Raw genomic sequence first — 19,289 nt, 5'->3', positions numbered from 1 at the left:
ACACACTTTACTATTATGACGGTTGAATTGATTGCCAAACTCAGCGATCCCATTGTCAGCGCCGGACAGGGGGCACAGCGGCAACTGGAACTGACTATAACAGCACAGCGACAACAACGCCAGCGCGCCCCCCTCAATCTCTGCCTCATCTTGGATCACAGTGGCTCAATGGCAGGTGTTCCCTTAGTAACGGTAAAGCGAGCTGCAGAGTCGTTGGTTGATCGCTTGCTGCCCACAGACCGGCTGAGCGTCGTGGTGTTTGATCACAAGGCGCAAGTTTTGGTGCCCAATCAATGGGTTGAGGACAAAGACATCATTAAAGCTCAAATTGGCGCTCTTGAACCAAGTGGAGGCACTGCCATTGACGTGGGGATGAAACTGGGTCTGGCGGAGCTGGCCAAGGGCAAACAGGGCACAATCTCTCAAGCTTTTTTGCTCACCGATGGTGAAAATGAGCACGGCGATAACCAACGCTGTCTTGACCTAGCCAAGCTAGCGGCAGAGTACAACATCACGTTTAATACCTTGGGGTTTGGCGTTCACTGGAATCAGGATATCTTGGAACAGATCGCCGATGCTGGTGGCGGGCGCCTCATGTTCATTGAGTATGCTGAGCAAGCAATTGCCTGTTTTCAATCGCTCTTTAGCCACATCAGTAGCCTAGACTACACCAATGCCCATGTCCTGCTCACTCTGAGTGAAGCGGTGCAACTAGGGAACTTCAAACCGGTGAACCAAGTAGCTCCCGATACAATCGAACTCACCTATGAAACTCCTAATCCCCACGAGTATGTGATTCGCGTCGGCGATATCTCTGCTACCGTCAAACGCACGCTCCTAGTTACCCTTAGTATTCAACCTTTGCCGCCGGGATCTCACCTTGTGGGTTTTATGCAAGTCCGTTACGACGATCCGGTACAGCAGTCTGTCGGCCTGTTCTCTGAGAGAATTCCGCTCACACTCACAGCAGAACCAGAGCACATCCCCGAAGTGGATCCACAGGTGCAGCAAAGCATTCTCACCTTGGAAAAATACCGCAAAACCAAGCTCGCGGAAACGAAGCTGCAATCGGGAGACACTGCTGGTGCAGCCACTTTTCTTCAAAGTGCTGCTAAAACCGCCCTACAACTGGGGGATACAGAAGCGGCAAAAATTCTCGAAGCCTCTGCCCAAGAACTCCAGCAACAATCCACACTCAGTGAATCGGCTCTCAAACGCACGCGCATTGCCTCAAAAACGGTTTTGAGCAGTCCCCCCTCGACCTAGGAAAAATTGCCCTTCCTGTGATAACACTTGCCACTAGGAATAGATCAAGCATGGTTACCTACCTTATCTCTTCTAGTGTAGTCGCCGGTGCGGCAGCGATCGCTGGCTGTCTTATCTTCCCACATCAGCCCTTAAATGCTCTTGCTCTTTTCCTATCCCTGACCCTTGTTCAAATAACGTTGGTGACACTGGTGGTGGGAGCCTTGAATCTTCTCACCCCTTTATCTTTGCTGATAGGAAGTGCCGTTACTGCGACTCTCATCCTGACGTTGCTGTTATGCCATAGAGACTGGTTTTTAGTGGAGGAAAGGGGGAACCTCAGGCGCAGTCAGTTCAATAGTCTAAATGAGTCTAAATGCGAAAGGATGGCTACTTGCACTTGGATTAGCCCTTCTAGTGCCAGCTTTGCCCCACAAGCCGATTGCCCAGCTTTATAAGCAAGTTACTTTAATCCCCTAACAACTCTTGATGCAGAACATTATCACCTTCCGAATGCGATTGGCTATCTTCAAAGTCATGGTCTTTGGAAATTATCAAACCAGTACAGCCAGTATCCTGGTGGCAATGAACTGATCAATCTTTGGAGTCTAGTTCCCCTCCAGCACGACGGTGTACTTGGCTTGACAACCTTTGCCCTCAATCTGGGTCTGTTAGTGGTCGTCTTACTTTTGCTTCGGGATAGTCAGCCTTGGAAATATAGTTTCTCGCTATATCTTGGCTTTCTACTCTTTTTGTTACTTTATTTTTGCGTTCCCACTTTTCTATCTTCTTTTCTCTACGATGTGGGTCGTAATGACGTAACCATCACTTACTGGGTGCTGATGGGATTTTGGACGTGGATGGTATTCATGAGGACAAAGAAGGCAGCGAAAAGCTTTTGGCTTCTGTGGTCAGGGATAAATTTTGGCTGTGCGCTAGGTGTGAAGCCCTATGCCTTTTACTACATCATCGGCCTCGGTCTTTTGACAATTTTTCATTACATAAAAGCATCAGGTAGGAGTGCTTTATTGAAACAACTGAGAGAAGTTTTGCTGTTTTGGCTACTGCCAATTATTACGATTTCTAGCTTTTGGTACCTACGTAACTTTTATCTTTTAGGGACAGTTTTTGAAAAGGATATTTTAGAGCTGGGCAGTAGCTTCATGCTTGCTAAACATCTATTCAATCCTTCTTATTACGAACACCATTATTCTCGTTCATGGGTCATCCCAGTTCTTCTTCTAATGAATGTCATCTTAGTTGTTTTGCCGTTCTTAAGCAAAGTGAGATATAGGAATACTTATTTTCTTATTTGCTTTAATGTTTTGGGTTTTCTGGCATGGCTACTTACCCCCTTTGGAGCTGGATCTGGTACAAGCTCACTAGACTTTCAACCACGTCTCGCTGGTTCCTACTTCGTGGGACTAATAATTCTACTGATTTGTTTGAGCAGGCAATTTATAGGACAGCTGCTATCAAAGCTAAGAGAAACTTCTGACCAGTTTCTCAGCACGCTGCATTGCCAATTACCGCTTCGACGTTATTTAACGTTCACCCTTGTAAGCAGCAGTTTTGCTATCTGGACGGGGATACTGTTTGGCCAAACCCTTGCTTACCAACCACCAAAAGGCCTGCCAGGCTGGGAAAAGGTATTCCCTTTGTCTGTCTCTCCGATTACTACTCTTTTCCCTGCCAGTAATCAAGCGAAAAAGATACTCACTATTTACGAATCAACTAAGGAAAGTAGCATTTATAAATGGGTTCATGAAAACATCCATGACTCTCGTATTTTGAATCTTGGCCTAGCAAGCTATGGCTTAGTAAATTTCCCCTTTAGCAATGAAGTAATTGTCCCATATCGAATCCCTGAAGCAAGGGATGACTATGACTACATCACGGTCTTACTTCGTGATTCCTACTCTGGAACTCACTACGACCCCGAGCGGTGGAAGTCTTTTGTAAAAAATCCCCAAATGTATCGGCCTGTTTTTCGCGATCACCTTGTGTTGGTTTTGGCCAAGCAGCCACTTCAAAATAGTATTCCTTCACCTTGACTAAGAAGAGAAGCACTTTACTTCCTAGGATTTGTGCAAGTTTGTTAAGAACGCCTCATTAGCCAGACAGGATCGCCGTTTTCACAACCGAGCACCCTTTGAGCACTGCCGCCATTGACTGCTATTTCAATAAATCCGTGACTACCCGCAAGAGCAATTAGGTGGTGAGGGGGAACATCGCCATAGGTCTTGGTCTTGGCAATTGGAATCCGTTGCCCTTGAATTTCCACCCAGTGGTACCCCTTAGCCAACAGCTCCGCTGGCAGTGTGGTAATTAGATTGCCGAAGCGATCGCTAGCCTGAATCGAACCCCGTACACCACGAGGCGTGCTCTCGTAGCCAAGATCGGGCAGTTGTACCAGAACTTTGGGATCAAGGGGTTCGCCAAGTGCCATAAGGTCAACACCTCGACTTAAATGGGCAGCCACTGGGGCAAAAATATCCCGCCCATGGAAGGTGGCACTAGGGTTCGGGGTACGCCAAAAGTGCGGTTGGGTAAGTTCCACAACTCGTTGGGGAGGATAGCGATCGCACACTTGGCTAAAGATGCCGTTATCCGGTCCGACACCATAGGCATTGCCGAAATCGAGGGCGATCGCCCGCCGGCTTGTCCCCACCCCCGGATCCACAACAACGAGATGGACAGTGCCCTTGGGAAAATAGGGAAACGCCTGCAAGAGTTGAAAACTAGCGGTACGGCAATCCTGCGGTGGAATTTCATGGCACAGATCAATGACTTGCGCTTGGGGGTAAATACTGAAAATGACCCCCTTCATCACCCCCACATAAACATCCCGATGGCCAAAATCCGTCAGCAGAGTTATCCAGCGAACCATGGACCGTTACAGAGACAGGCGCTTAAACAAAGATTCAGGAATAGAACGAATGACTACCATAATCCAGCGCCAAATCGGTCGCACATAGATCACGTCTTTCTTTTTAGCTATGGCTGTGAAGATCGCATTGGCCACTTCCTGTGGCTCAGCTGTGAGTAGGGAAGGTAACTTCATACCTTCGGTCATGCGGGTGTTCACATAGCCCGGTAAAACCGTTAAGACCTGCACCCCCGATTGAGCAAGGCGATGCCGCAACCCCGACAAGAATGCAGTGAATCCCGCCTTAGCAGAGCCGTAAAAGTAGTTACTAGCTCGCCCCCGTTCCCCAGCTACAGAGGAAATCCCCACTAGAGTTCCAAATCCCTGCTGTTCAAACCGCTGGGCAAACAGACTCAAAATTATAGCGGGCCCTTCATAATTGGTGCGCATTACTTGAAGGGCAAGGGGCAGATTTTGCTCACAGTCTTTCTGATCCGGCATTAAGCCGACAACACAAATAACGATTGCGGGTTGCTGCGGCAACTGCTGGACAAAGTCGGCATGGGTTTCCACCGCCAAGACATCAAACTCATGGACACTCACAGACACACCGTAGCGTATTTCTAAGTCGGCTTTATCTAGCTCTAGACGACTCCTCTGCCGTGCGGCCAATTGAATCGGATAGCCCTGAGCCGCAAACCGCCGGGCGATCGCCCGCCCTATATCGGAAGTCGCTCCCAAAATTAACACAGGAGCTGTCATAGCTTTAACCTCTTCGACTGTTCCGAAGCAAAGTGCACCCTCCACTGATGGGCATTCCTGACCTGTACAAACGTTTCTACCCGAGAATCAGACTGGCGCAGGCGCATTGGAGTCAAATGGCTATCCTTGGCAAGGTAAAAGCGCCCCCCATACCCTAGGGCAATCTCCTCCAGTTGATCCAAAACTTTAAGGGTGCGTTGAGACATCGGAAAGTCCAAGGCCAATGTATAACCCGCCATGGGAAAGGAAAGATAGCCCTGGGAATGCCCCAACTTCTTCAAAACCGCTAGAAATGATCCCGTTGCTGCGGCTGACGTGCAATGGAGTAACGCCGACAGGCCTTCCCGTGCCGCACTGAGGGGGAGAACGCATTGAAACTGGACAAAACCACGCCGCCCATAGATGCGATTCCACCCCAGCAGACTATCAAGGGGATAGAAAAACGTCTCCCAATCCACAAAAGACTGACCTGCCTGACGTTGGCTATTGAGAAAATACAACTGATTAAAAGCGCGCACCGTCAATGAATTCAAAGCACCATTGGGAAAATCCATTACAATGGAGAGTCTGCGTCGTCGCGGAGTCCGCAGTGGCCTTTGCTGATATTTAGCTGGCAGCTCCTCCCGTGTAGCATGTTCCCCGAGCATGACAACAGACCGGCCTAAATGGGCACCGCTGGCCAGACAATCAATCCAAGCAACAGAGTACGTTGCCGCCTGAGCAGCCTCAAACAGATCAATGGCCTCGTCTAAATTCTTGGCGATATGGGTAGTCTGGCGAATCCAAGCCGTTTCAATGGGGCGCAAGCGAAAGGCGGCTCGCAAAATCACTCCCGTCAAACCCATTCCCCCCACTGTCCAGTAAAACAAATCTCGATTTTCTAAAGGGGAGCAGCGATAAATTTTACCCTCAGTGGTGAGCAGATCCAGCCAGTCCAAACTATGTACAAAACTGCCGTCTTTGTGGTGATTCTTCCCATGCACATCGGCAGCAATCATGCCACCTACAGTAACAAACTTCGTGCCGGGGGTAATCAAGGGAAACCAACCGCGGGGCACAAAAATCTCTAGAATCTCCGCCAACAAAACCCCAGCTTCAGCAATCAACTGACCGGTTTGCGGGTTAAACTCCAAGAGACGATTGAAATGGCTCATTTGTAGGGTGGCTTCCCTATTAAAGGCACTATCCCCATAGGCACGGCCATTTCCTCGAGCAATAAGTGGCAAGCCACTCTTGAGCAGATGGATAATCTCGGATTCTGAGCGTGGGCAATAAACATAACAGGTTTGTACAGGATACCGTCCCCAGCCACAGAGCGTTTTGCGAGAACTCCTAAGAGTCATGACAGAAGACATATCGTTTATCCAAGTGATACTTGACTACATAGCCAATGGCTAAACCAATGATTGCGCCAATTTCTCGCATGAAATGGTTCTGCCAAATCAGCCAAAAGACTGTTTCAAATCCCCAAAAGATTGTCGTTGTAAAAATCCCCATCAAAGCATAAAGACTAAATTGACGGCTGTAGTGATGCACACCCTTTTTATGATCGAAGAAGATCCAACGCTTGTCCAGATAATATTTCACGCCTAAGCCCACAAGTGTACCCACTGCCACTGCGGTCATAAAATAGGGCAAGCGATTATCAATCAGTAGTATCACTCTCTGAGAAGAGAGATTTAGAAAGGTAGCAATAATGGCAAAAGCCGTATAGCGAATAATCAAAGTTTGTAAAGTCATAAAATTCTACCTAAGATAAAGAAAAGTAGGCAGATGAGAAAGCACAGTTGACTGGGGCGATCTTTAATTGCATAAACAATTGGATCATAGTGCATCAAACCTCGGTGAGTGAGCATAATCGTTCGGGTAATCCAGTACAGTAGCACACAGCAAATGCCCCAAAGCACCTGTGGCTTTGTGTAAAGAAGCTGCACTTGGGAAGAATTGATATAAAGCGCCAGTACTAGAATTGAAACATAGCCTGCCCCAATGGCCATCATGCTAATAATGGGTAAATCGTCAATATAGTAGCCTCGGCCACCGGCCTTGAGCTGTTTGCGCTGACGATAATCCACCAGTTCAGCTTGCCGCTTGACGGTTGCTAGGCTAAAGAAGAAAAAGATGGAGAAGGCCAAAAGCCAGACACTGAGGGAAATCCCAGTGGCAACTGCACCCGCAAAGATACGAATGGTGTAAAGACCAGCAAGGGTACAGATGTCAATAATAATCCGCCGCTTTAGGTAAAAAGAGTAGGCTGTCGTAAGACCATAATAGAGCAACAAAATGCCGAGAAATGGCCAACTAATAGTGGTGGCGATCGCTAGCCCGGCGCCCAAAAGCACCAACATCATCCATATTCCATGAATCAGGGGAAGATCACCTGCGGCAAAAGGACGGTGACGCTTCCGCGGATGGGCGCGATCAACTTGCAAATCTAAAAGATCGTTTAAGACATAGACACTGGAGGCTACAAGACTAAAAGCAACCGCTGCCACCAGCGAACCCCAAAAGGTTAGCCAATGAAACTGATGTCCTGCAAGCATGGGCACAAAGACCAAAACATTTTTTACCCACTGGTGGGGACGGATTGCTTGCAAGTAGGGTTTAACACTGCGTTTTGCAATGCCTAAATGTTCTACATTAAGATTTATATGCTCAACTTTTTTGCGTAGCTCTGGCGAAGCATTAACCGTAATTGCTTTAGCTGCAACTGCCCACACTGGCAAATCGGCGGCATCATCCCCCATGTAGATAAACTGCTGTTGTCCAAATTGCTTAAGCAAAAACTGAGCTTTGGTCTTGCCCTTGAGATTAACTTGCCCGTCGGAACCATAGACGGTATCAAAAAGACCCAAATGGGCAGCAACTTTTTCAGCCAAAATTTGATCTGTGGCCGTGGCCAGTGCAGCCCGGCCCCCTTCTGCTTTCCAAGCCTGAATGTATTGAATGACTTCAAGATTGTAGGGCAATGTGGCTACGTCTATTTGGCAATTGATTGCCAAGAGGCGCTTGATTGGCGCCAGCTTCCAGCAATTAACATTGAGCCACATTTGGGGAGCGCGTTGCAAAGAGAACCAAACACATTCAAGCAGAATGTCGGTTTTCAGCAGTGTTTGATCTAGATCAACAACGAGATACAGCCCTTTCATTGATCTCGGTATGCAGGCTTCCCCAATAAACTAGCAAAAAAGTGGCGATCGCTCCCCTCCTAACCAATTCAGCCAATCAGCCAATAAAACAAGGCGCTCATGCTGTTCAAGCTGGGGTCTAGAACACACCTCAGCCAGATTTTCAACACCAGTTGTGAGTTCAAAACAGGAGAGTCGCAAGTTTCCTTTTTTCTAGTCTCTCAAGCTATCGTTCAACACCTCTGTCGGCGATGTTCAGTAGCGCATTGGAGCTTTGATTGACAGCCAGAGCTACTTATGGCCTCTCGCATCCGCTCGACGCAGGCTGAGAGTGTTAAGCTTTGTTACAGGACTCAACACTTCTGCACGGAGTGTTCACTTGCTGTAAAAAGGACTGTAAGATACTCGGTGTTTCTTGTGCTCAACTTGCCTATGGGTCACCCCCTCCTGATGCCCACCATACCTGTAAAAGTCTCAGTTTTTGGACTTCCCCTCCATTTGGTGGACAATGCTCCCGAGTGGCTACTGATGCAACAGCGGGATGGTCATGGTCAGCACGTGGTCACGCTCAATTCAGAGATGGTGATGCTGGCGGAGCGAACACCAGAATTTGCTGATGTTATACACCGCGCTGATTTGGTCATTCCCGATGGATCGGGGGTGATTCTCTACCTCAAGTTGCATGGCCTGTCCGTACGCCGTCTGCCGGGGATTGAATTTGCCGAAGCCCTTCTGCGGCTGGCCAATGAAGCTCCCCAGCCTAAGCGGGTCTTTTTCTATGGGGCAGCACCGGGGGTGGCAGAAAAAGTGGCTGAGCGCTGGCATCGAGAGTTGCCAAACTTAAAAATTGTTGGCGTACAGTCCGGCTACCACGATGCGGATACCGAAACGGCTCTCATTGAAAAGCTAAAGGAAGAGCAACCCCACATTATCTTCGTTGCTTTGGGGGTGCCTCGGCAGGAGTACTGGATTGATCGCCATCGTTACATTTGCCCGCAGGCTATTTGGGTGGGCGTTGGCGGGAGTTTTGATGTTTGGGCAGGGGTGAAGAAACGGGCACCCAAGCTATTCCAAAAACTTTATCTGGAGTGGCTCTATCGCCTGTATCAGGAACCTTGGCGGTGGCGACGCATGCTGGCTTTACCCCAATTTGCATGGAAGGCGCTCCTGAGTCGTTTGTATGGACGACAGCGTTTCTCATGCCGATGACAGCAGTGACTCCAGTGGGAACCCCCTGTGAGCCGACCTCTGGGGGGGCAATCATTGCGGAGCTGTGTCAAGTCACAAAGTCCTTTGGTGGCTCGTTGCCCTGCTTACATCGCGTTAGTTTGCAACTGCGACGGGGAGAGTTTTACTTTCTCACTGGGGCTTCGGGATCGGGTAAATCCACCCTCTTAAAACTGCTCTGTGGTCAACTGCAGCCAGATCAAGGCACGGTTCGCCTGTTTGGTGAGGAAGTCAATCCCCAGCAAGATTGGCGCATGGCACAGTTGCGGCAGCGCATGGGAGTGATTTTTCAGGACTTTAAGCTCTTGGGCGATCGCTCAGTTGCTGAAAATGTTGCCTTTGCACTGCTTGTGCGTGGTACACCAAAAGCAGAAATTCAGCAGCGGGTGCAAACTGCCCTCAAACTGGTGAGTCTAAGTCACAAAGCCAGTGCCTATCCCCAATCCCTATCGGGGGGAGAGCAACAGCGGGTAAGCATTGCCCGTGCTATTGTTGGTGGCCCTGAGCTATTGCTGGCGGATGAACCCACTGGTAACCTAGACCCCCAAACGAGTCAACAAATTCTCGCCTTGCTCCACCGCCTGCACCAACGTGGGTTAACAGTTCTCTTTACCACCCATGATTTGGCTTTAACCCGCCTAGTTTCACATCGGATTCTCCATTTGCACCATGGCAAACTTGAGTCCCTTCCCTACCCTTGATTTTCTGATTCCAGAAGTGCGCCGCAGTCTCTGGCGCGGTGGCTGGCTCAATGGTGCAGCTGTTATTGCTGTGGCCGTAACCCTCTTTATTTTTGGCTGGGGCTGGCAAGTGTCGCAACTCCTTGGTACCGGTGTCGAGTCCCTCGGCAATCGGCTGGAAATTACTGCCTACGTATCCTCGAATCTGTCGGCAACTCAAGTGGCAGCCCTAAAGGAACAGTTGGCGGCATTACCAGGAGTGGCAGACTTCACTTGGATTGATCGCGATCGCGCTTGGGCAGAATTGCAAGCGGATTTGGGTCTCAAAAGCGAACAGAGTGGGTTACAGCTCTTTGACACCAATCCCCTGAGCGACGAAGTGAAAATTCGTGCCCAAAGCCTCGAACAGGTGGCTTCTTTGGCTCACCAAATTGCCCAAAAAGAAGGCATTGAGTCCGTACAGTACCTTGAGCGCGCCCTCGCAGGCCTGCAAAGTGTGCAGCGAGTGGTGCGGGGAGTCACGTTGATTCTGGTGCTGCTACTAAGTTTAACGGTGGTTGCTCTGGTAAGCGCTATTTTGCGCTTGATTATCCTTGTGCGCCAAGCGGAAATTGAGATTATGACCCTAGTGGGGGCCACCCAAACTTGGATCTATACTCCCCTATTCATTCAAGCTGCTAGCCTAGGGGGAGGCGGCGGTTTGCTGGCGTGGATAGTTGGTTGGGGCAGCAGTCAACAACTTCAGCAGTGGTTAGCCCAACAGACCAGCTTTCGTGCCTTTGCCAGCAATGCCTCCCTTGAATGGTCAGCAGGCTTGGGGATATTCCTAATTGTTGTTGGTGTTATTTTGGGGCTAGTGAGTACTCGCTTGGCACTGCAAACCACAGCCCCTATGCCAAAATAATTGGGGCAATGACGATTCATCGAGAACTTATGACACAATCGACACCTAACGAAAAGGCAATTGTTCAAAACTACTTCAACACTACGGGGTTTGATCGCTGGCGGCGCATCTATGGCACAGAGGAAGTCAGCAAGGTGCAAGCGGATATCCGCAGGGGACACCAACAGACCATTGATACGGTGTTGGCATGGCTGAAAGCCGATGGCTCCCTTAAGGGCAAACTCATCTGTGATGCCGGCTGTGGGGTTGGCAGCCTGAGCATTCCCCTTGCCGAGTTGGGGGCACGGGTCTATGCCAGTGACATTTCCGAGAAAATGGTGGCCGAAGCTCGCGATCGCGCCGCTGCTCAATTGAATGGCCACCATGAACTCATCTTGAGCGTCAGCGATCTCGAAGCCCTGCGCGGACAATACCACATCGTCATCTGCCTCGATGTGCTCATTCACTATCCCGACAGCCAAATGGCCGGCATGTTAGCCCACTTGAGTTCCTTGGCGATAGATCGGCTCATTCTTAGCTTTGCCCCCAAAACACCAAAATATACGCTCCTGAAGAAAATTGGTGAATTCTTCCCCGGCTCGAGCAAGACAACCCGTGCCTATCTCCACAGTGAGGAGTTTATTGTCGGGATTTTGCGGGACTTGGGTTGGCGGATTGAGCGGAAGGCAATGACAAAAACCCGCTTTTACTTTTCGCGACTCCTAGAAGCAGTGCGAGCCTAAATGATGAACCTCAATCTGAGCTTGGCAGAACTGCAAGCCTTGGGGCGCCAGTGGGGAACATGGTTACCTGCGGGCACAGTCCTGTTGCTCTGGGGGGAACTAGGGGCAGGAAAAACAACGTTTGTGCAGGCCTTAGCGGCAGGGCTGGGTATTGAGGAGCTCATCCCAAGCCCCACCTTCACGCTTATTCAGGAATACCCCGAAGGGCGCATTCCCCTCTATCACCTCGACCTCTATCGCCTTACCCCTGTTGAGGTGGTGGAGTTGGCACCAGAACGCTATTGGCTGGGGGAAGAAGTTGATCTAGGGATTGTTGCAATTGAGTGGCCCGATCGCCTGCCCAGCTTCCCCCGCGACTATCTTAAGCTCCAGCTTCAACGAGAGCAGGAGCGCACCCATCTAACTTTAGAGGCTGTAGGGGCAGCGACATCGCTGTTGCCCAAGTGCTTAAATCCCTAAGGGCGCGATCGCGATAGGCAGCATAGCGCAAGGCCTTTTGGCGAACCTTTTGCTCTAGGGGGGGTAAAATTCCAAAGTTGGGGGGCATGGGCTGGAAGGTTTTGCTCTCAGCCGTACTGATGTAGTGGAAGAGGGCACCGGCCATCGTCGTTGCTGGCAGTACCAAGGGTGTAAGCCCCTGGGCCAAGCGAGCCGCATTGGTGCCCGCTAACCAGCCGCCGGCTACCGCAGCGGTATAGCCTTCAGTACCCGTAATTTGACCCGCGGCCAAAAGGGTGGGGCGATCGCGAAACTGGAGAGTGGCATTCAATAACTTTGGTGCGTTTAAGAACGTATTGCGGTGCATTACCCCCATGCGCACAAACTCTGCCTGCTCTAGCCCCGGAATCATCCGAAAGACCCGCTGCTGCTCTCCCCAGCGCAGATTGGTTTGAAAACCCACCAAGTTCCACAGTTGGCCATGGCGATCCTCTTGGCGCAGTTGTGCCACCGCATAGGGACGCTCTCCCGTGCGCGGATCGCGCAGACCCACGGGTTTCAAAGGGCCGAAGCGCAATGTATCCACACCTCGCCGTGCCAACTCTTCCACAGGTAAACAAGCCTCAAAAAATTGAGCCCGCTCGCGCTCAAAGTCTTTTAGAGGCACCTGTTCAGCTTCGCAGAGGGTCTGCCAAAACCGCTGATATTCCTCAGCAGTGAAGGGACAGTTGAGATAAGCGGCTTCCCCCCGGTCGTAGCGGGAGGCCAGAAAAGCCACCTCACGGTTAATGGACTCCCCGACCACAATTGGACTGGCGGCATCGAAAAAGCTCAGATAGTCCAGCCCTGTAAAGCGTTGGAGATCGGTACTTAGGGCTTCACTAGTCAGGGGGCCGGTGGCCAACACCACAATCCCTGTTTCGGGAAGGTGCAGCAGTTCCTCGCGGCGGATGGTGATGAGCGGATGCGCTTCGAGGGTTTGAGTTAAGTCGCGGCTAAACCGAGCGCGATCTACAGCCAAGGCACCGCCGGCTGGCACTTGATGGCGATCGGCCGTGCTGATGATTAACGACCCAAGGGCACGCAGTTCATGGTGCAATAACCCCGTGGCGCGATCGCTCGCCTTGGCTCCAAAGGAATTACTGCATACCAATTCCGCCAACTCCGCCGTATGGTGAGCTGGACTGGGTCGATGAGGACGCATTTCATACAAAATCACTGGCAGACCCGCACGGGCAATTTGCCATGCCGCCTCCGTACCCGCTAAACCACCACCAATGATCGTAATCGGTTCCATCCCTATCCTTCTGGAGGAGACTCCACTGCAACATCTGAAGTTGGTAACCCCTCTGCGGTCTCTACCTCTGACTTAAAGACTAAACGCAACAGGGGTGGGGCAACGAACGTGGTCACAATCACCATTACGATAATGCCGGCATCGAGAGCTTTCGAGAGCACGCCGCTAGCAGACCCCACAGCCGCAAAAATCAACCCTACTTCCCCCCGAGGTACCATACCAATGCCAATTGCCCAACGGTTAATGCCCGGTTGACCAAAGACCGTTGCCCCTGTTACCACCTTACCAACAATGGCCACGACTACAAGGAACGAAGCAATAATCAGACCCGCATGATTAGCCGGTTCCAAAGGATTGAGAACGCTAATATCAGTACGTGCGCCAACACAGACAAAGAACACCGGCACCAACATATCGGCAATGGGCAAAATTTGCTCCTCTAGCTCACGCCGCTTCTCTGTTTCTCCCAAAACTAAGCCAGCGGTAAAAGCACCGAGAATCGCTTCCAGTTGCAGAATCACTGCCACGTATCCAAGAACAAAAGCAAAAATCAAGGAGGGAATCAGCAAGTTACCGCGCGTCGTCAGGCGATCGACCATCCCCAAAAAGAAGGGACTCAACAGCCGCCCCACCACGACGGATCCGACCAAAAAGACCACAGAGCTAATGATTAAGTAAATGACATTACTGATCTCGACAGTACCGGTTTTAGCCAGACTCGCCACCACTGCCAGCACAATAATGCCGAGAATATCATCGAGAACTGCGGCGCCGATGATGATTTGACCCTCCGGTGAAGTCAGGCGCTGAATCTCGGCAAGGACTTTAGCAGTGATTCCGATACTGGTTGCCGTGAGCGCTGCCCCAGCAAAAATTGCCGGCACCAAGTCCACATGGAACAGCATCACTAGACCAAGGGTTCCCGCCAAAAAAGGAGCAACCACCCCCACTACCGCCACCAGAGCAGCTTGGGGACCCACCTTGAGTAAGCCCTCTAAATCCGACTCTAAGCCAATCTCAAACAGCAGGATCATCACACCGATTTCCGAGAGGACGGAAATCACTTCACTGGCGGTATTCGCAACCACTGTAGCCAGCGTGTCATCCATGCTGGCGGTCTGTTGGATAAATGTTGTCAGTGCCGAGGTTTCAGTTGCCCCCCCTTCAGAAAAGACCAACAAGTGCAACACAGAAATACCAACAACTACACCCCCTACCAGTTCGCCTAGCACCGGTGGAAAGTTAATGCGGGCACAAATTTCACCGCCCACTTTGCTGGCAAAGTAAATGACCACCAGACTCAGCAAAACAGCCGCCAAGATCAATGGACCCGCTTCCGCCAAGTTCACTGATTCTGCTGCAACATCGGCAAGAAAAGGTTGAAAAAGTGACGTTATCAAAGGCATAGGGGCAAATTTTACAAACTCTTTAACTAAGTTAACCACGCCTTCCCCTTCTGCTCAACCTTGAATTTACACTGAACCTAATCCTGTTCTTTGTTGTCTAACTGTAATGGCATTTCAACAGGGTTATCATAGTTTCTTATAGGGCGATCGCCCCCGCCTTGGGAATTCCCATTCTCTTGATCGAAGACAATTTGCACTACAGTTAGAAGTGTCGTTGCTAATGCGTTGAGTCTTGATGATGGAACTGGCTCAGTGAGGGGGGATGCAAAGCCGCCTTGGTTTTATAAATCAATTTTTATTTCCAGTCATCACTAGCCAGAAGCAGTCTAGAAGTCAGCTCAGTTGTATTATTGACTCTTAGGCTAAGCCATGAGTTTTTCTAAACTTTCCGGCAAAAGATTCTTGGTATAGTAGAAGCGTTGACGAACTATTGTCCACTCATCATTGGGTTAGCTATGTTACTGAAGTCCACAACACGCCATGTTCACATTTATGCCGGCCATGTGGTTGATGGTGAAGTTCATCCTGATACAGAAACGCTGACGCTGAATGTGGATCCCGATAACGAGTTGGAGTGGAATGAAGCTGCTCTTGCCAAGGTGGAAGCAAAGTTTCAGGAATTAGTGGCCAATGCCGCAGGCGAAGACTTAACGGAATACAATCTGCGGCGAATTGGTTCGGATTTGGAACACTTTATTCGTTCGTTACTGATGCAAGGGGAAATTGGCTACAACCTCAACAGCCGCGTGCGCAACTATAGTCTCGGAATTCCCCGGGTCAATCACTCTTAGATGCAATCATCCTCAATTGCAAATAATTCAACACAGTCCTTTTCTTACACAAAGGGAGTGCAATCCTCTCCTATAGTGGCTTTCACGATTGTTAAGCCTCTTCTCTCTTTGCAAAAAGAGCTGTGCTTGTTCTCTACTAGCCGTCAATTGGCAAAAAAAAGAGGCCATCGCTGACCTCAAATGACACTTTGACCGCTGAAAGTTGGGAGAGAGTTAAGGTCTAAAGGAGACCCCAGAAGTGAAGCACGCCTTGTTTGGTGATCAGTTCTGTGAGGAGCGCTGCCACAAAGCCAATCATGGCAAGGCGACCGTTCCAAATTTCAGCTTGGGGGGTGAATCCAAACACCCATGCATTGCGATCTTCAGCTTTGATGGTTTTTGTATCTTCCATGGTTTTGACTCCTGATCGAACCCTGTATCCTCACTGTAACAATTCTTTACCAATTGCGCAACAACTCTTAATATATTTTTCTCTATCCCTGCCCTAGAGGGCGATCGCGGTATCCTCAATCAATCACTGTGGCCATCTTGACATTCTCTAGCTTGGCAAGGATTTGCGGCTTGTAGTTCTCAAACTCTGCCTTGAGCAGATTACGGCTGACGACCGCTGGGGCGGAACTGGGCAAGCTTTTGCTGGTTTGCAACCAATCCCGTAGAAGTTGCCGTTGGAAAGCGGCGATCGCAAACGTGCGGACATTGATGCAGTGTTGGGGATCCTCCAGCGGAAAAAAGAGCAGTGGGTAGTAGCCAGTGTCTGCCAACAAAGTACAAAGTTCTTGATGGCGCGGTAGTTTCATATCGAGATAGCAGGGTAACCAACGCGGGCCTTGCTTGGGGTCATAGATCGCCGTAATCCAGAGGATCATTGGGTGAGGACTGGTGGTAAAGAGAAACTGGTTGTAGCGAATATTCAGCATCCGCCGATCAATTTCTGCCCGCGGCAACATCACCCACAGCGATGCTGCCGATTCCCGTTGTGCATACAGAGGCATTGGAAAGACAATTTCGGCCACTGGTTTATCCGCAGGCCAGACACTCTGCCAGCAGACTTCTTCAACCGTAGCCAGGGCAACAGGGGGTTGCGATGGCTGTTCAGGGAGTTGGGAAGTCCTTATGCCAATTGGGTCAATCCCCGGCTGAGTTACTCGACCACTGCCAAACTGCTCTTCAAGGGCAACGAGGACTTTAATAATGTCGCCCACGTTTTGGGGACGATCGGCGGGTGATTTGGCCATACAGGCCATAATCAGTTCTTCAAGGGCAGGGGGAAGACGTAACCCTGGGCTTGCAACACTAAAGGGTATGGGCTGTTGAAAGTGGTGCGCCTTAAACCAACTGCCAATGGAGTGGGTTTCCGCCTGGATGGGCATCTTGCCTGTGAGTAGCTCATACATTGTGATGCCAAGACTGTAGATATCCGAGCGGTGATCCAATTCCCGCCCTTCAATTTGCTCTGGCGAACAGTAGGCTAAAGTGCCCATAAATGAAGAGGTTTGACCCTTTTCAGAGACATCCCCCAAAAATTTGGCAATTCCAAAATCCAATACCTTGGCGAGTTCCCCTAGGGTATTGTCCTGAATCACAAGGACATTGCTAGGCTTAATGTCACGGTGAATAATGGGACATTTTTGACCTTCGATGACAATCCCCTCATGGGCAACCTGAAGACCAAGACAGATATGCCGTGCAATTCGCAGAAATCGGCTCAGAGGGAGGGGTTCTTCTAAAAGCAAATCGCTGAGGTTTTCCCCTTGCAAAAATTCCATGACATAGAAGGGAATTTCCTCATTGTTCATGCCGTAGTCCAGCACCCGTACCACGTGCATGCTCTTCTGGCCAAGAAGAGCACCCGCCCGCGCTTCTTGGGCAAAGCGGGTTTTCATGCGGTCATTGAGCAGGGTTTGTGAGAGAAATTTAACGGCAACAGGAACCCCCCCTAAAAGAATATCTTCCGCTCGATAAACCCGTCCCATCGAGCCTTTGCCAATCAGCTCTGTGAGCTGATACCGATTCATGAGAACTTGGCCAATATTGGTATCGCGGGACGGATCTGACATAGTTGCCTCAAGGGAAAATCGGCTGGCGAGGTCGCAAACAGGCAAGCATTGCGTTGTTCAATCTCTATAGTTATTATGTCTATTATCCTGAAAATCTTTAGGTTCTGTTTTATTGGTTGGGGCGATCGCTCTCCCTAAACTGTAGTTTCCTAAACATTTTTTGGGTTTTAAGCATTGGGAACTCCTAACCAAGACATCAGGGAGGAGCCGGTGATCTGAATCTCTTTGTTGAGGTCGGGAACGGGAAGAAAAACGACACCGCCACTACAGGAAATCTCCCCCACCGCTCGCCAGCGGTTAGCGGTATAGATATGCACATGATCAACTACCCTGCGGCGCCAACTGCGCCACATTTCGCTGGCTGCACAATCATAGAATTCATAGCCTTCGGGAATGGCGGCACGGGTAAAGGGCACCAATTGGGCTTTATTTTGAGCAAGATCAGGAAAAAATGAACCATGGGTCAATGCTTGTCGCAAAGCTTCCCACGCATCGCAGTAACGCTTGACGATGATCTGCAGTTGACCATTTTCACTCTTGCTTGAGGCAATGACGCCAGCTTTTTTGTCCACCAGTTGAATCGTTCCTAAGACGGATTCAATGCGGTAGCCGGGATTCGAGGCAAGGCTCTCAGTTCCATTGACAACATCGGCAACAAAAACAGCAAATAACTCGCTGTCATCCATGAATCCACTCCTGATCCTGCTCTTTTACTAGTTTACTTTGCTGCACAACCTGAACAGAGATTGGTCTTTGCTTTTTCTATTGCGAAATTAAAATATCTGCGAAAATTTGCTTTCTGAGGCGATCGCAAACCTCCGTATAATCATGGATTGATAAGGTAGTTGTATAGCTGCCTTCACTGGACTTTGATACAGGGGTATTTCCCACACTCTGACTGCTTTGAGATGCTTTGACTTCTGAGGTTAACCATGAAATATCGCATTTTAATGGCGACTCTGCTGGCGGTATGTTTAGGGATGTTTTCCTTGAGCACCCCCGCCTTTGCCGCAAAACAGACTTTAACCTATGACGATATTGTCGGTACAGGTCTGGCCAATAAGTGTCCCACTCTTGATGATACGGCGCGTGGTGCCTACCCGATTGATAGCTCCCAAACCTATCGCATTACTCGACTCTGCTTGCAACCCACGACATTTTTAGTCAAGGAAGAGCCGAAGAACAAACGCCAAGAGGCCGAATTTGTTCCAACAAAGTTGGTGACCCGCGAAACCACAAGCCTGGATCAAATTCAAGGGGAACTCAAGGTCAACAGCGATGGCAGCCTCACGTTTGTGGAAGAGGATGGCATTGATTTCCAGCCCGTAACTGTACAAATGCCCGGTGGTGAGCGCATCCCACTGCTGTTTACAGTGAAAAACCTAGTGGCAAACACTCCGCCTAACATGACGAGCATCACTACGTCAACCGACTTCAAAGGGGAATTCAACGTTCCCTCCTACCGTACTGCCAACTTCTTGGATCCTAAGGGTCGGGGCTTGGCCTCTGGTTATGATTCAGCGATCGCCATTCCCCAAGGCAAAGAGGAAGAACTGGCGCGCGCCAATGTGAAACGCTTCTCACTGACCAAGGGTGAAATTGCTCTGAATGTAGCGAAGGTGGATGGTCGCACGGGGGAAATTGCCGGCACCTTTGCAAGTGAGCAACTCTCCGATGATGATATGGGAGCGCACGAAGCCCATGAAGTGAAAATTCAAGGGGTCTTTTACGCCCGTATCGAACCTGCCTAGGATCAACAGACC

Annotated in this window: 19 protein-coding genes; 9 read left to right on the top strand and 10 right to left on the bottom strand. The window is 50.0% G+C overall.

What is annotated here, in order from left to right; all coding sequences use genetic code 11:
* The first annotated feature begins 15 nt into the window (after positions 1–15).
* The gene (locus P3X23_RS11805; RefSeq protein ID WP_300877029.1) at positions 16–1,266 is read left to right on the top strand and encodes a VWA domain-containing protein; all 1,251 of its coding nucleotides are present in this window, start codon (positions 16–18) and stop codon (positions 1,264–1,266) included.
* Between the two features lie 497 nt (positions 1,267–1,763).
* Positions 1,764–3,299 (top strand): phospholipid carrier-dependent glycosyltransferase, encoded by a 1,536-nt coding sequence (locus tag P3X23_RS11800; protein ID WP_300877070.1) that lies wholly within the window; start codon positions 1,764–1,766, stop codon positions 3,297–3,299.
* 44 nt (positions 3,300–3,343) lie between these two features.
* Here P3X23_RS11800 and P3X23_RS11795 read toward each other — a convergent pair whose 3' ends face one another.
* Genes P3X23_RS11795 through P3X23_RS11775 form a run of 5 tightly spaced genes read right to left on the bottom strand, consistent with a single transcriptional unit; the run spans position 3,344 to position 8,025 of the window.
* Positions 3,344–4,135, bottom strand: coding sequence for an SAM-dependent chlorinase/fluorinase (locus P3X23_RS11795; RefSeq protein ID WP_300877026.1), 792 nt, complete (start codon positions 4,133–4,135; stop codon positions 3,344–3,346).
* Between the two features lie 6 nt (positions 4,136–4,141).
* Entirely contained in the window at positions 4,142–4,876 is a 735-nt protein-coding gene (locus tag P3X23_RS11790) for an SDR family oxidoreductase (RefSeq protein ID WP_300877023.1), read from the bottom strand.
* Positions 4,873–6,219, bottom strand: coding sequence for an FAD-binding oxidoreductase (locus P3X23_RS11785; RefSeq protein WP_300877067.1), 1,347 nt, complete (start codon positions 6,217–6,219; stop codon positions 4,873–4,875). The genes P3X23_RS11790 and P3X23_RS11785 overlap by 4 nt, the downstream gene beginning before the upstream one ends.
* Entirely contained in the window at positions 6,209–6,616 is a 408-nt protein-coding gene (locus P3X23_RS11780; protein ID WP_300877020.1) for a GtrA family protein, read from the bottom strand. Before P3X23_RS11780 ends, P3X23_RS11785 begins: the two co-directional genes overlap by 11 nt.
* Positions 6,613–8,025, bottom strand: a complete 1,413-nt coding sequence (locus P3X23_RS11775; protein ID WP_300877018.1) for a UbiA family prenyltransferase — start codon at positions 8,023–8,025, stop codon at positions 6,613–6,615. The genes P3X23_RS11780 and P3X23_RS11775 overlap by 4 nt, the downstream gene beginning before the upstream one ends.
* A gap of 396 nt (positions 8,026–8,421) precedes the next feature.
* Between P3X23_RS11775 and P3X23_RS11770 the strand changes: the two genes are divergently transcribed.
* From P3X23_RS11770 to tsaE, 5 genes are read left to right on the top strand one after another with little or no spacing between them, the layout of a single operon-like run.
* Positions 8,422–9,213, top strand: a complete 792-nt coding sequence (locus P3X23_RS11770; protein ID WP_300877015.1) for a WecB/TagA/CpsF family glycosyltransferase — start codon at positions 8,422–8,424, stop codon at positions 9,211–9,213.
* Positions 9,210–9,932, top strand: a complete 723-nt coding sequence (gene ftsE, locus P3X23_RS11765) for a cell division ATP-binding protein FtsE (RefSeq protein WP_300877012.1) — start codon at positions 9,210–9,212, stop codon at positions 9,930–9,932. Before P3X23_RS11770 ends, ftsE begins: the two co-directional genes overlap by 4 nt.
* On the top strand, positions 9,901–10,815 hold the full coding sequence (locus tag P3X23_RS11760) for a permease-like cell division protein FtsX (RefSeq protein WP_300877009.1): 915 nt from the start codon (positions 9,901–9,903) through the stop codon (positions 10,813–10,815). Before ftsE ends, P3X23_RS11760 begins: the two co-directional genes overlap by 32 nt.
* Positions 10,816–10,844: 29 nt before the next feature.
* Positions 10,845–11,537, top strand: coding sequence for a magnesium protoporphyrin IX methyltransferase (gene bchM, locus P3X23_RS11755; protein WP_300877007.1), 693 nt, complete (start codon positions 10,845–10,847; stop codon positions 11,535–11,537).
* Positions 11,538–11,540: 3 nt separating this feature from the next.
* Entirely contained in the window at positions 11,541–11,996 is a 456-nt protein-coding gene (gene tsaE, locus P3X23_RS11750; RefSeq protein WP_367186633.1) for a tRNA (adenosine(37)-N6)-threonylcarbamoyltransferase complex ATPase subunit type 1 TsaE, read from the top strand.
* Here tsaE and trmFO read toward each other — a convergent pair.
* A complete protein-coding gene (trmFO, locus tag P3X23_RS11745; RefSeq protein ID WP_300877003.1) occupies positions 11,899–13,272 on the bottom strand; it encodes an FADH(2)-oxidizing methylenetetrahydrofolate--tRNA-(uracil(54)-C(5))-methyltransferase TrmFO in 1,374 nt (457 codons plus the stop codon). The two genes, tsaE and trmFO, sit on opposite strands and share 98 nt — an antisense overlap.
* A gap of 2 nt (positions 13,273–13,274) precedes the next feature.
* Entirely contained in the window at positions 13,275–14,678 is a 1,404-nt protein-coding gene (locus P3X23_RS11740) for a cation:proton antiporter (RefSeq protein WP_300877064.1), read from the bottom strand.
* Positions 14,679–15,133: 455 nt separating this feature from the next.
* Here P3X23_RS11740 and ndhM point away from each other — a divergent pair, with 455 nt between their 5' ends.
* Complete coding sequence (gene ndhM, locus P3X23_RS11735; RefSeq protein ID WP_300877000.1) at positions 15,134–15,469, top strand: photosynthetic/respiratory NAD(P)H-quinone oxidoreductase subunit M; 336 nt, start codon at positions 15,134–15,136, stop codon at positions 15,467–15,469.
* Positions 15,470–15,689: 220 nt separating this feature from the next.
* On the opposite strand, the gene P3X23_RS11730 is transcribed toward ndhM, so the two are convergent.
* From P3X23_RS11730 to P3X23_RS11720, 3 genes are all read right to left on the bottom strand, one after another.
* Positions 15,690–15,860, bottom strand: coding sequence for a chlorophyll a/b-binding protein (locus P3X23_RS11730; protein ID WP_011056299.1), 171 nt, complete (start codon positions 15,858–15,860; stop codon positions 15,690–15,692).
* Positions 15,861–15,975: 115 nt separating this feature from the next.
* Complete coding sequence (locus tag P3X23_RS11725; RefSeq protein ID WP_300876997.1) at positions 15,976–17,526, bottom strand: serine/threonine-protein kinase; 1,551 nt, start codon at positions 17,524–17,526, stop codon at positions 15,976–15,978.
* A gap of 167 nt (positions 17,527–17,693) precedes the next feature.
* Positions 17,694–18,212, bottom strand: coding sequence for a hypothetical protein (locus tag P3X23_RS11720; protein WP_300876994.1), 519 nt, complete (start codon positions 18,210–18,212; stop codon positions 17,694–17,696).
* A gap of 246 nt (positions 18,213–18,458) precedes the next feature.
* Here P3X23_RS11720 and P3X23_RS11715 point away from each other — a divergent pair, with 246 nt between their 5' ends.
* Positions 18,459–19,277: a photosystem II manganese-stabilizing polypeptide gene (locus P3X23_RS11715; RefSeq protein WP_300876991.1), complete on the top strand. Its 819-nt coding sequence runs from the start codon at positions 18,459–18,461 to the stop codon at positions 19,275–19,277.
* The last annotated feature ends 12 nt before the right edge of the window (positions 19,278–19,289 follow it).

The sequence above is a fragment of the Thermosynechococcus sp. Uc genome (assembly GCF_029335995.1).
In the GTDB taxonomy this organism is placed as follows: Bacteria; Cyanobacteriota; Cyanobacteriia; order Thermosynechococcales; family Thermosynechococcaceae; genus Thermosynechococcus.
Note: the sequence above shows the minus strand (reverse complement) of the source record. Positions and strands in the feature narration are given on the sequence as shown.

Bases quoted from the DNA above. Each gene is read 5' to 3' on its own strand.
- P3X23_RS11805 (WP_300877029.1), top strand. From the start codon at position 16: ATGACGGTTGAATTGATTGCCAAACTCAGCGATCCCATTGTCAGCGCC.
- P3X23_RS11795 (WP_300877026.1), bottom strand. From the start codon at position 4,135: ATGGTTCGCTGGATAACTCTGCTGACGGATTTTGGCCATCGGGATGTT.
- P3X23_RS11790 (WP_300877023.1), bottom strand. From the start codon at position 4,876: ATGACAGCTCCTGTGTTAATTTTGGGAGCGACTTCCGATATAGGGCGG.
- P3X23_RS11785 (WP_300877067.1), bottom strand. From the start codon at position 6,219: ATGACTCTTAGGAGTTCTCGCAAAACGCTCTGTGGCTGGGGACGGTAT.
- P3X23_RS11780 (WP_300877020.1), bottom strand. From the start codon at position 6,616: ATGACTTTACAAACTTTGATTATTCGCTATACGGCTTTTGCCATTATT.
- P3X23_RS11775 (WP_300877018.1), bottom strand. From the start codon at position 8,025: ATGAAAGGGCTGTATCTCGTTGTTGATCTAGATCAAACACTGCTGAAA.
- ftsE (WP_300877012.1), top strand. From the start codon at position 9,210: ATGACAGCAGTGACTCCAGTGGGAACCCCCTGTGAGCCGACCTCTGGG.
- P3X23_RS11760 (WP_300877009.1), top strand. From the start codon at position 9,901: ATGGCAAACTTGAGTCCCTTCCCTACCCTTGATTTTCTGATTCCAGAA.
- bchM (WP_300877007.1), top strand. From the start codon at position 10,845: ATGACACAATCGACACCTAACGAAAAGGCAATTGTTCAAAACTACTTC.
- tsaE (WP_367186633.1), top strand. From the start codon at position 11,541: ATGAACCTCAATCTGAGCTTGGCAGAACTGCAAGCCTTGGGGCGCCAG.
- trmFO (WP_300877003.1), bottom strand. From the start codon at position 13,272: ATGGAACCGATTACGATCATTGGTGGTGGTTTAGCGGGTACGGAGGCG.
- P3X23_RS11740 (WP_300877064.1), bottom strand. From the start codon at position 14,678: ATGCCTTTGATAACGTCACTTTTTCAACCTTTTCTTGCCGATGTTGCA.
- ndhM (WP_300877000.1), top strand. From the start codon at position 15,134: ATGTTACTGAAGTCCACAACACGCCATGTTCACATTTATGCCGGCCAT.
- P3X23_RS11730 (WP_011056299.1), bottom strand. From the start codon at position 15,860: ATGGAAGATACAAAAACCATCAAAGCTGAAGATCGCAATGCATGGGTG.
- P3X23_RS11725 (WP_300876997.1), bottom strand. From the start codon at position 17,526: ATGTCAGATCCGTCCCGCGATACCAATATTGGCCAAGTTCTCATGAAT.
- P3X23_RS11720 (WP_300876994.1), bottom strand. From the start codon at position 18,212: ATGGATGACAGCGAGTTATTTGCTGTTTTTGTTGCCGATGTTGTCAAT.
- P3X23_RS11715 (WP_300876991.1), top strand. From the start codon at position 18,459: ATGAAATATCGCATTTTAATGGCGACTCTGCTGGCGGTATGTTTAGGG.